This is a genomic window from Lysobacterales bacterium (assembly GCA_019634735.1).
In the GTDB taxonomy this organism is placed as follows: Bacteria; Pseudomonadota; Gammaproteobacteria; order Xanthomonadales; family UBA2363; genus Pseudofulvimonas.
This window is the reverse complement of sequence record JAHCAT010000022.1, coordinates 35,425-43,452: the sequence shown is the minus strand read 5'-3', so window position 1 is coordinate 43,452 and position 8,028 is coordinate 35,425. Positions and strand designations below refer to the sequence as shown.

At 72.0% G+C, this 8,028-nt stretch carries 11 protein-coding genes; all 11 read left to right on the top strand.

All coding sequences use genetic code 11. From position 1 onward, the window contains the following. Positions 1 to 483, top strand: a 483-nt coding sequence (locus tag KF823_16140; GenBank protein MBX3727432.1) for a hypothetical protein, incomplete at its 5' end; no start/stop codon positions are given. Further along, positions 480 to 977, top strand: a complete 498-nt coding sequence (locus KF823_16135; GenBank protein MBX3727431.1) for a DUF3293 domain-containing protein — start codon at positions 480 to 482, stop codon at positions 975 to 977. The genes KF823_16140 and KF823_16135, both read left to right, overlap by 4 nt. Continuing rightward, on the top strand, positions 977 to 1,624 hold the full coding sequence (gene ccmA, locus KF823_16130; GenBank protein MBX3727430.1) for a heme ABC exporter ATP-binding protein CcmA: 648 nt from the start codon (positions 977 to 979) through the stop codon (positions 1,622 to 1,624). The genes KF823_16135 and ccmA overlap by 1 nt, the downstream gene beginning before the upstream one ends. Next, positions 1,624 to 2,289: a heme exporter protein CcmB gene (gene ccmB / locus KF823_16125; GenBank protein ID MBX3727429.1), complete on the top strand. Its 666-nt coding sequence runs from the start codon at positions 1,624 to 1,626 to the stop codon at positions 2,287 to 2,289. Before ccmA ends, ccmB begins: the two co-directional genes overlap by 1 nt. A 97-nt stretch (positions 2,290 to 2,386) precedes the next feature. Then, on the top strand, positions 2,387 to 3,139 hold the full coding sequence (ccmC, locus tag KF823_16120; protein ID MBX3727428.1) for a heme ABC transporter permease CcmC: 753 nt from the start codon (positions 2,387 to 2,389) through the stop codon (positions 3,137 to 3,139). Further along, on the top strand, positions 3,132 to 3,305 hold the full coding sequence (gene ccmD / locus KF823_16115; GenBank protein ID MBX3727427.1) for a heme exporter protein CcmD: 174 nt from the start codon (positions 3,132 to 3,134) through the stop codon (positions 3,303 to 3,305). Before ccmC ends, ccmD begins: the two co-directional genes overlap by 8 nt. Further along, complete coding sequence (gene ccmE, locus KF823_16110) at positions 3,302 to 3,754, top strand: cytochrome c maturation protein CcmE (protein MBX3727426.1); 453 nt, start codon at positions 3,302 to 3,304, stop codon at positions 3,752 to 3,754. The genes ccmD and ccmE overlap by 4 nt, the downstream gene beginning before the upstream one ends. Before the next feature lie 31 nt (positions 3,755 to 3,785). Next, positions 3,786 to 5,723: a heme lyase CcmF/NrfE family subunit gene (locus KF823_16105; GenBank protein ID MBX3727425.1), complete on the top strand. Its 1,938-nt coding sequence runs from the start codon at positions 3,786 to 3,788 to the stop codon at positions 5,721 to 5,723. Beyond that, positions 5,720 to 6,268 carry a DsbE family thiol:disulfide interchange protein gene (locus KF823_16100; protein ID MBX3727424.1) on the top strand — a complete coding sequence of 183 codons (549 nt, stop codon included), beginning with the start codon at positions 5,720 to 5,722 and terminating at the stop codon, positions 6,266 to 6,268. The genes KF823_16105 and KF823_16100 overlap by 4 nt, the downstream gene beginning before the upstream one ends. Then, positions 6,265 to 6,705, top strand: coding sequence for a cytochrome c-type biogenesis protein CcmH (locus KF823_16095; protein ID MBX3727423.1), 441 nt, complete (start codon positions 6,265 to 6,267; stop codon positions 6,703 to 6,705). The genes KF823_16100 and KF823_16095 overlap by 4 nt, the downstream gene beginning before the upstream one ends. Continuing rightward, on the top strand, positions 6,699 to 7,934 hold the full coding sequence (gene ccmI, locus KF823_16090; protein ID MBX3727422.1) for a c-type cytochrome biogenesis protein CcmI: 1,236 nt from the start codon (positions 6,699 to 6,701) through the stop codon (positions 7,932 to 7,934). The genes KF823_16095 and ccmI overlap by 7 nt, the downstream gene beginning before the upstream one ends. Positions 7,935 to 8,028 lie beyond the last annotated feature (94 nt).

Here is an 8,028-nt window from a genome sequence, read left to right as displayed (position 1 = left end):
GCCGGACCCGGCGCCGGCAAGCCGGCGGCGCCGGGCGCCCGCGGCCACCGCAAGCCGCGGACGATGACCGGCCCCATGGACAGCAACGAGATGCTGTTCCGGACCTGGTACCCCGGCGAGGGACCCGGCAACACCGCCAGCCGGCCACCGGCCGCCTTCGACGACGACATCGGCAACCGTATCGACAGCGGCGCCGGTCGCCCGCGCGACAAGGCCCCGGGACCCGCGGGCGATGCACCAGGGGCGGCAAGGAAGCGTCGCAAGCCGGGCGGTGGCCAGCACCGTCCTCGCGAAGGCAACGTCCAGTCGGGGCGGGGCGGCACGGCTGCCGCCCAGGGCGACAACATCGGCAATCGGGCCCCGGGCGGGGCACCCGCGGACGGCGCTCCCCGCAAGCGGCGAGGTCCGGTGCGGCGCGGTAGGGGCAAGCCCGGTGGCGGAGGTGGTGGCGGCAACGGCGGCGACGCGCCGGGTAACGGATGAAACCCGCTGCGCCGGCCCCCGCCGGCAGCACGGAGACGGTACGGGCCCTGCTCGAAGCCTGGCTGGACGCGATCTACCGGATTCGCGGCAATGCCACCGGCGGCGCCGGCAGCCTGCGCCTGATCCCGGGTCGGCCGGCGCCCGTGCCGCCCCCGGCCCCGGGCCGTGTCCATGGCCTGCTGACCGCCTTCAATCCGGGCGGACAGCAGCAGTCCGGGGAGGAGAATCTCGCACGGGCCGCGCAGCTCCGCGCGCGCCTGGCGGGCCTGGGCCTGCACTGGCATCCGGCGGCCAACAGCGCTGCCGATGGCGGCTGGCCGGAGCCCTCATGCTGGCTGACCGATCTGGACCCTGACCTGCTGGACGGGTTGGCTGCGGAATTCGGGCAGGCCGCCACCGTCTGCGTGGCTGCCGACGGCATTGCCCGCTTGCGTCTTTACCAGCCCGACTGGCGGGCACACCTTGGCGACGACCCACGCTGGCTATGGTCGTGATGGACGATCCGACACTGGCCAAGACGCCCCTGCCCGCCCTGCTGGCGACCCAGGGGCTGTCGTTCGGCTATGGCGGAGATCCGCTCTTCAGCGACCTGACCGTGCAGGTCCGACCCGGCCAGGCATTGCTGCTCAATGGTGGAAACGGCAGCGGTAAAAGCACCCTGCTGCGCCTGCTGGCCGGCCTGCTCGGACCCGACGAAGGCACGGTCGAACGCAGCACGGAAGCCGATGGCGATCCCGTGGCGATTGCCTGGCTGGGCCACGCCCTGGGCCTGAAGACCGCGCTGACGGTGGCCGAGAACCTCGGGTTCGGCGCCGCCCTGTATGCGCGCAAGGGTCGGCTCGGCCGCGACCAGGCGCTGGCCGCGGTCGGCCTGGACGGCTTCGCGCCGGTCCCGGTGCGCGAACTCTCGGCCGGCCAGCGCAAGCGCGTGGCGCTGGCGCGCCTGCTGCTGGTCGACGCGCCGATCTGGCTGCTCGACGAGCCCTACGCCAACCTCGACCCGGACGGCTGTCGGCTGGTCGATCGACTGATCGACCACCAGCTGCGGGGCGGCGGGGCCGTGGTCCTCAGCGTGCACCGGGCGGGTCAGGCGGGGTTCTCCGGCGACCGCCAGGTCCTCGGCCTGCAGGGAGCGGCCTGATGCGCGCCCTGTCCGCTCTGCTGGTGCGCGATCTTCGGCTGGCCGCGCGCCGCCGCTTCGACCTGATGCAGCCGCTGTTCTTCGCTGTGCTGGTCTGTCTGCTGGTGGCATTGGCGGTGGGTCCGGAGCCGGCCTTGCTGGCGCGGCTGGCGCCTGCGGTCAACTGGATCGCCCTGCTGCTCGCGCTGTTGCTGGCCCTCGACACGCTGTTCCGCCCGGACGCCGACGACGGCAGCCTCGAACAGATGGTGGTCGCCCCCGCGCCGCTCCCCCTGCTGGCTGCGGCCCGGGTCACCGCCTTCTGGCTGACTGCCGCGCTGCCGCTGATCCTCGCGGCGCCGCTGTTCGCCCTGATGCTGAGGCTGCCCTCCGACAGCCTGCCCCTGCTGGTGCTGACCCAGGTGCTGGCCACGCCCACGCTGGCATGGATCGGCGCGGTCTGCGCGGCGCTGACCGTGCATGCCGGTCGCGGAGGCGCGTTGCTGGCGCTGCTGCTGCTGCCCCTGGCGGTACCGGTGCTGATCCTGGCGGTCGGCACGCTCGATGCCGGGCGCCAGGGCCTGCCGGTGCTGCCGCCCCTGCTGCTGCTGGGCGCCGGCCTGGTCGCCGCCTGCTCGGTCGGCCCGTTCGTATGCGCCGCTGCCCTGCGCCTGGGGCTGCGGTGATCGGGCGCGACCGGCCACGACTTGACCTTCGTCAATCCGGCGTCGACGCACGCCGTGCCATCATTGTCGCGGGCGCTTCCGCCTGCCTGCCGTCGCCATGAAACTGCCGCTCTGGTTCCATCGACTCGGTTCGCCACCGACCTTCTACGCCTTCGCGGCCCGCCTGCAGCCGTGGTGCTTCGCGCTGGCCGCCCTGCTGGCCGCATACGGCCTGTATGCCGGTCTGGTTCTGGCGCCGCCCGACTACCAGCAAGGAGACAGCTTCCGGATCATCTACGTGCACGTCCCGGCCGCGTGGATGTCGATGGCGGTGTTCGCGTTCATGGCGGTCGCCGCCTTCGTGGCCCTGGTCTGGCGCATGAAGCTGGCCGAGACCCTGGTGCTGACCGCCGCCCCGACCGGCGCGGCGTTCACCCTGATCACCCTGGTCACCGGCTCGATCTGGGGCCGGCCGATGTGGGGCACCTGGTGGGACTGGGACCCGCGGCTCACCTCCGAACTGGTGCTGTTCTTCCTCTATCTGGGCGTGATCGCCCTGGCGCAGGCCTTCGAGGACCGTCGCGCCGGCCGGCGCGCGGCCTGCCTGCTGGCCCTGGTCGGCGTGGTCAACGTGCCGGTGGTGCACTTCGCGGTGACCTGGTGGAATTCGCTGCACCAGGGGCCGACCGTGCGCATGTTCGGCGAATCCTCGATCCATCCGTCGATGCTCTGGCCGCTTCTGGCCATGGCCGTGGCCAGCAAACTGTACTTCGCCGGCAGCCTGTTCGCCCGCACCCGCGTCGCCCTGCTCGAGCAGGAGGCCGGCAGCGCCTGGGTGCGCCAGGAACTGGGGGCGCGCAGCGATGTCTGAGTTCCTCGCCATGGGCGGTTATGGCGCCTACGTGTGGAGCGCCTACGCCGTCACCGCGGTGGTGCTGGCCTGGGACGCGACCGCTCCGTTCCGGCGGCGACGCGCGCTGCGCCGGCAGCGGCCGCGCCGTCCCGTCGCCCCGACCAATCCCTCCTCGCAGCCATGAGTCCCAAGCAGAAGCGCCGCCTGATCGCCATCTCCCTGATCGTGCTCGGTGCGGTCACCGCCACCGCGCTTGCCCTCTACGCGCTGAGCGGCAACGTCAGCTACCTGTACAGCCCGACCGCAGTGCGCGAAGAGGGCCTGGAACCGGGCGCCCGCTTCCGCCTCGGTGGCGTCGTGCTCGAGGACAGCATCCAGCGCCTGGGCGGCCTGAAGGTCGGCTTCACCGTCACCGACCGGGTCAACGAACACGCTGTCTTCTACGAAGGCATCCTCCCGGACCTGTTCCGCGAGGGCCAGAGCGTGATCGCCCACGGGCACCTGCGCGAGGACGGTCTGTTCGAGGCCAACAAGGTTCTTGCCAAGCACGACGAGACCTACATGCCCAAGGAAGTGATGGACGCGATGGAGCGGGCGCGCGGCAACGGCGCCTCGCCCGCCAAGGCCTACTGACCTTTCCCCACCCGCACCCGGCGATTCCCCCATGCTTCCCGAACTCGGCCACTTCGCGCTCATCCTCGCTCTGCTGCTCAGCGCCGTGCAGGCGCTGCCGCTGCTCGCCACCGGGATCGGCCGGCCGGCCTGGCGCGCAGTCGCGGCGCCGGCCGCGGTCGGCCAGTTCGTGTTCGTGGCGCTGGCCTTCGGCCTGCTGACCTGGGCCTTCATGGTGCAGGACTTCTCGGTGGCCTACGTCGCCCAGAACTCCAACCTCGAACTGCCCTGGTACTACCGGTTTTCGGCGGTCTGGGGCGCCCATGAAGGCTCACTGGTGCTCTGGGCGCTGTTCCTGGCGATCTGGACCGTCGCGGTGGCGATGTTCAGCGGCCACCTGCCCGAGCGCTTCACCGCCCATGTCCTGGCGGTGATGGGGCTGATCAGCATCGGTTTCCTGAGCTTCACGCTGTTCACCTCCAACCCCTTCGAGCGGCTGCTTCCGCCGCCCCCGGACGGCGTCGATCTGAATCCGCTGCTGCAGGATTTCGGCCTGATCGTGCATCCGCCGATGCTCTATGCGGGCTACGTGGGCTTCGCGGTCGCCTTCGCCTTCGCGATCGCGGCCATGCTCGAGGGGCGCCTCGAGCGGCAGTGGGTGCGCTGGGCGCGCCCCTGGACCAACGTCGCCTGGGCACTGCTCACGCTCGGCATCGCGCTGGGCTCGTGGTGGGCCTACTACGAACTGGGCTGGGGCGGCTGGTGGTTCTGGGACCCGGTCGAGAACGCCTCGTTCATGCCCTGGTTGGTCGGCACCGCCCTGATCCACTCCCAGGCGGTCACCGAAAAGCGCGGCAGCTTCATGGCCTGGACCCTGCTGCTGTCGATTGCGGCGTTCTCGCTCAGCCTGCTCGGCGCCTTCCTGGTCCGCTCCGGTGTGCTGACCAGCGTGCATGCCTTCGCCAGCGACCCCGAACGCGGCATGTTCGTCCTGATCTTCCTTGGCATGGCGGTCGGCGGCTCGCTGCTGCTCTATGCGCTTCGCGCGCCGAAGATCGCGGCTGGCGAACCGTTCGCCGGCAACTCGCGCGAGACCCTGCTGCTGCTCAACAACCTGTTCATGGCGGTGGCCTGCGCGATGGTGCTGCTGGGCACGCTGGCACCGCTGGCCCTGGACGCCGTCACCGGCGACAAGATCTCGGTCGGGCCGCCTTACTTCGGCCTGCTGTTCACGCTGCTGATGATCCCGATCGTCCTGCTGCTGCCGTTGGGGCCGGTGACCCGCTGGCGGGCCGAGCAGTCCGGCACCCAGGGTCGCCTGCTGTGGCCGGCCGCCGCGTTCGCGGTGCTGGTAGCGATCGCGGTCCTGGCCCTGGCCGGGGTACCGCTGAAGGGTGCCGCTGGCGTGCTCGGCGGCACCTGGGTGGTCGCCGGGACCCTGGCCTTCGTACTGGCACGGCTGCGCGAGCAGCGTGCCTTCAGCCGCGAGATGATCGGCATGGCGATCGCCCATGTCGGCGTCGGCCTGTTCGTGATCGGCGTGCTGGTCACGGAAACGACCAGCATCGAGCGCGACGTCGCACTGTCGCCCGGCGAGTCGGTCGAGGTCGCCGGCTACCAGTTCCGCTTCGACGGCAGCGCCCATCGCGACGGTCCGAATTTCGGCGGTGAGTACGGCACGGTCACCGTGCTGCGCGGCGACCGCGAGCTCACCGTGCTGCGTCCGGAAAAGCGCAGCTACCGGCGCGGCCAGGTCATGACCGAGGCCGCGATCGACCCTGGCCTGTTCCGCGACCTGTACGTCGCCATGGGCGAGCCGGTCGACGAGGCCGGTGGCTGGTCGCTGCGTATCTACCACAAGCCCTTCATACGCTGGATCTGGCTGGGTTCGCTGCTGATGATGCTGGGCGGCCTGTGGGCCGCGGCCGATGCCCGCTACGCACGCCGCCAGGCAGCCGCCCCCGCGGTGGCGCGGAAGGTCGCGGCATGATGTTGCGTCTGCTGCCGCTGGCCGCCTTCCTGGGCCTGGTCGTGCTGTTGTTTGCCGGCATCCGTCTGAGCGAGGAACGGCCGCCCGACCGCCTGCCCTCGGTGCTGATCGGCAAGCCGGCGCCATCGTTCACCCTGCCCGGCCTGCGCGAGGGCGAGGCCGAGGTCAGCAGCAGCGCCTTCCTCGGCCGACCGTGGCTACTCAACGTCTGGGCGAGCTGGTGCGCCGGCTGCCGCGTCGAACACCCGCTGGTCGAGCGCCTGGGCGCGCGCCGCGACATCGCCCTGGTCGGCCTGAACTGGAAGGACGAGCGTGCCGACGCGCTGCGCTGGCTGGCGCAGTTCGGGGACCCCTACCACGCGATCGCTGCCGACCCCGACAACCGCGTCGCCCTGCATTACGGTGTCTACGGCGCCCCGGAGACCTTCGTGATCGACGCCGCCGGCGTGATCCGCCACAAGTTCGTGGGGCCGCTGACCGAGCAGGACCTGCAGCGCACCCTGCTGCCGCTGCTCGCGCAGTTGCAGGCGGAGGCCGGCTCGTGACCGGGCTGCGCGTCGCCCTGGCGGCGCTGGCGCTGCTGCTGGGGGGGCTGGCCTCCGCCGCCGTCGACCCGCTGCCGTTCGCCGACGAGGCCGAACGGGCACGCTTCAACGCCCTGGCTGCGGAACTGCGCTGCATGGTCTGCCAGAACCAGAGCCTGGCCGACTCAGACGCGCCGCTGGCGCGCGACCTGCGCCGCGAACTGTTCGAACTGATCCGCGACGGCCGCAGCGACGCCGAGGTCAAGAGCTTCCTGACCGAGCGCTACGGCGATTTCGTGCTGTACCGGCCGCCCCTGGACCGTCGCACCTGGTGGATCTGGTTCGGTCCCGCCCTGCTGCTGCTGGCCGGGCTGGTGACGGTCGCCGCCATCGTGCGCCGGCGCCGCGCGGCGGCCGGTACTGCCCCGCTTGAACCTGCCAAGGACGAGGAATGGTGATCGCCCTGTTCTGGCTCGGCGTGCTGGCCCTGAGCCTGGCCGCGCTGGGCCTGCTGTTGCCGCCGCTGCTGCGCCGGCGTTCCGGCGACGGCGTCGACCGTCGTGACCTGGAGGCCGAACTGGCCGTGCTTCGCGGCCGCCATGCCGCGGGCGAGCTCGACGACGCCGGCTTCGCGCGCGAGCGCGAGCGGATCGCAGCGGCGCTGCTGGCCCTGCTGGAGGCGCCAGCCCCTGAGCATCCGGCGCCCGCCCGGGGACTGGCGATCGGCCTGGCGATCGCCGTGCCAGCGCTTGCGGTGGCGATCTGGTTCGCGATCGGCCAGCCGGCCGCGCTCGATCCGCGCGCACTGACTGCGCCGGCGCAGCTCGGCAATGCCCAGGACATGGAGTCGGCGCTCGCCGGCCTCGAGCAGCGCCTGCGCGACGAGCCCACCAATATCGACGGCTGGCTGCTGCTGGCCCGCAGCTACCGGTCGCTGGAGCGCTTCCAGGACATGCTGCGCGCCACCAGCAGCGCCTTCGCGCTGGCACCGGCGCAACCTGAGGTGCTGGTCGAGCATGCCGAGGCCCTGGCCCTGGCCGGTCCGGACCGACGCCTGGGCGGTCAGCCCCGCACCCTGGTCGAGCAGGCGCTGAGCATCGATCCGACCCAGCAGAAGGGACTGTGGCTGCTCGGCATCGCCCAGCAGCAGGACGGCGACGACGCCGGGGCTGCGGCGACCTGGACCCGCCTGCGCGCCCTGCTGCCGGCGGGTGAGCCGGTGGTCGCGCGCCTGGACGAACAGATCGCCGCGGCGCGACGGCGCGCCGGCCTGGACGCCGAGGCGACGGCAGCCCAGCTCGACGACGCGGGCGCCGCAGCAGAGGAACGCCCGCCTCAGGGCCCACAGATCGCCGTCGAAGTGGTGCTGGATGCGGGCGTGGCGGCCCAGGCGCCACCGGACGCGACCCTGTTCGTGATCGCCCGGGCGCCGGGTGGCGGTCCGCCGCTGGCGATCCGCCGCATCGAGGCACCGCGCTTCCCGCTGGTGGTTTCCCTGTCGCAGGCCGACCGCATGCTGGACGGCGTGCAGATAGAGATGGGGGCAAGCATCCTGGTCAGCGCCCGGTTGTCGCGCAGCGGCCAGGCTCAGCCCGCTGCCGGCGACCTCGAGGCGGTGCCGCAGGCCGTCGTGGTCGGCGAGGTCGGGGCGCTGAGTCTGGCGCTGGACCGGGCCGTCGAGGGCTGAGCCCATCGCAGCGCGTTGAAGCACGATCCACCTGGTCGTTCTTCGATGCGCCCGTCCGGCGCGCCTCCGGTCACGCGTCGGCCATGCCGCCTGC

Bases quoted from the DNA above. Each gene is read 5' to 3' on its own strand.
- ccmB (MBX3727429.1), top strand. From the start codon at position 1,624: ATGCGCGCCCTGTCCGCTCTGCTGGTGCGCGATCTTCGGCTGGCCGCG.
- ccmI (MBX3727422.1), top strand. From the start codon at position 6,699: ATGGTGATCGCCCTGTTCTGGCTCGGCGTGCTGGCCCTGAGCCTGGCC.
- KF823_16135 (MBX3727431.1), top strand. From the start codon at position 480: ATGAAACCCGCTGCGCCGGCCCCCGCCGGCAGCACGGAGACGGTACGG.
- ccmA (MBX3727430.1), top strand. From the start codon at position 977: ATGGACGATCCGACACTGGCCAAGACGCCCCTGCCCGCCCTGCTGGCG.
- ccmD (MBX3727427.1), top strand. From the start codon at position 3,132: ATGTCTGAGTTCCTCGCCATGGGCGGTTATGGCGCCTACGTGTGGAGC.
- ccmE (MBX3727426.1), top strand. From the start codon at position 3,302: ATGAGTCCCAAGCAGAAGCGCCGCCTGATCGCCATCTCCCTGATCGTG.
- ccmC (MBX3727428.1), top strand. From the start codon at position 2,387: ATGAAACTGCCGCTCTGGTTCCATCGACTCGGTTCGCCACCGACCTTC.
- KF823_16100 (MBX3727424.1), top strand. From the start codon at position 5,720: ATGATGTTGCGTCTGCTGCCGCTGGCCGCCTTCCTGGGCCTGGTCGTG.
- KF823_16105 (MBX3727425.1), top strand. From the start codon at position 3,786: ATGCTTCCCGAACTCGGCCACTTCGCGCTCATCCTCGCTCTGCTGCTC.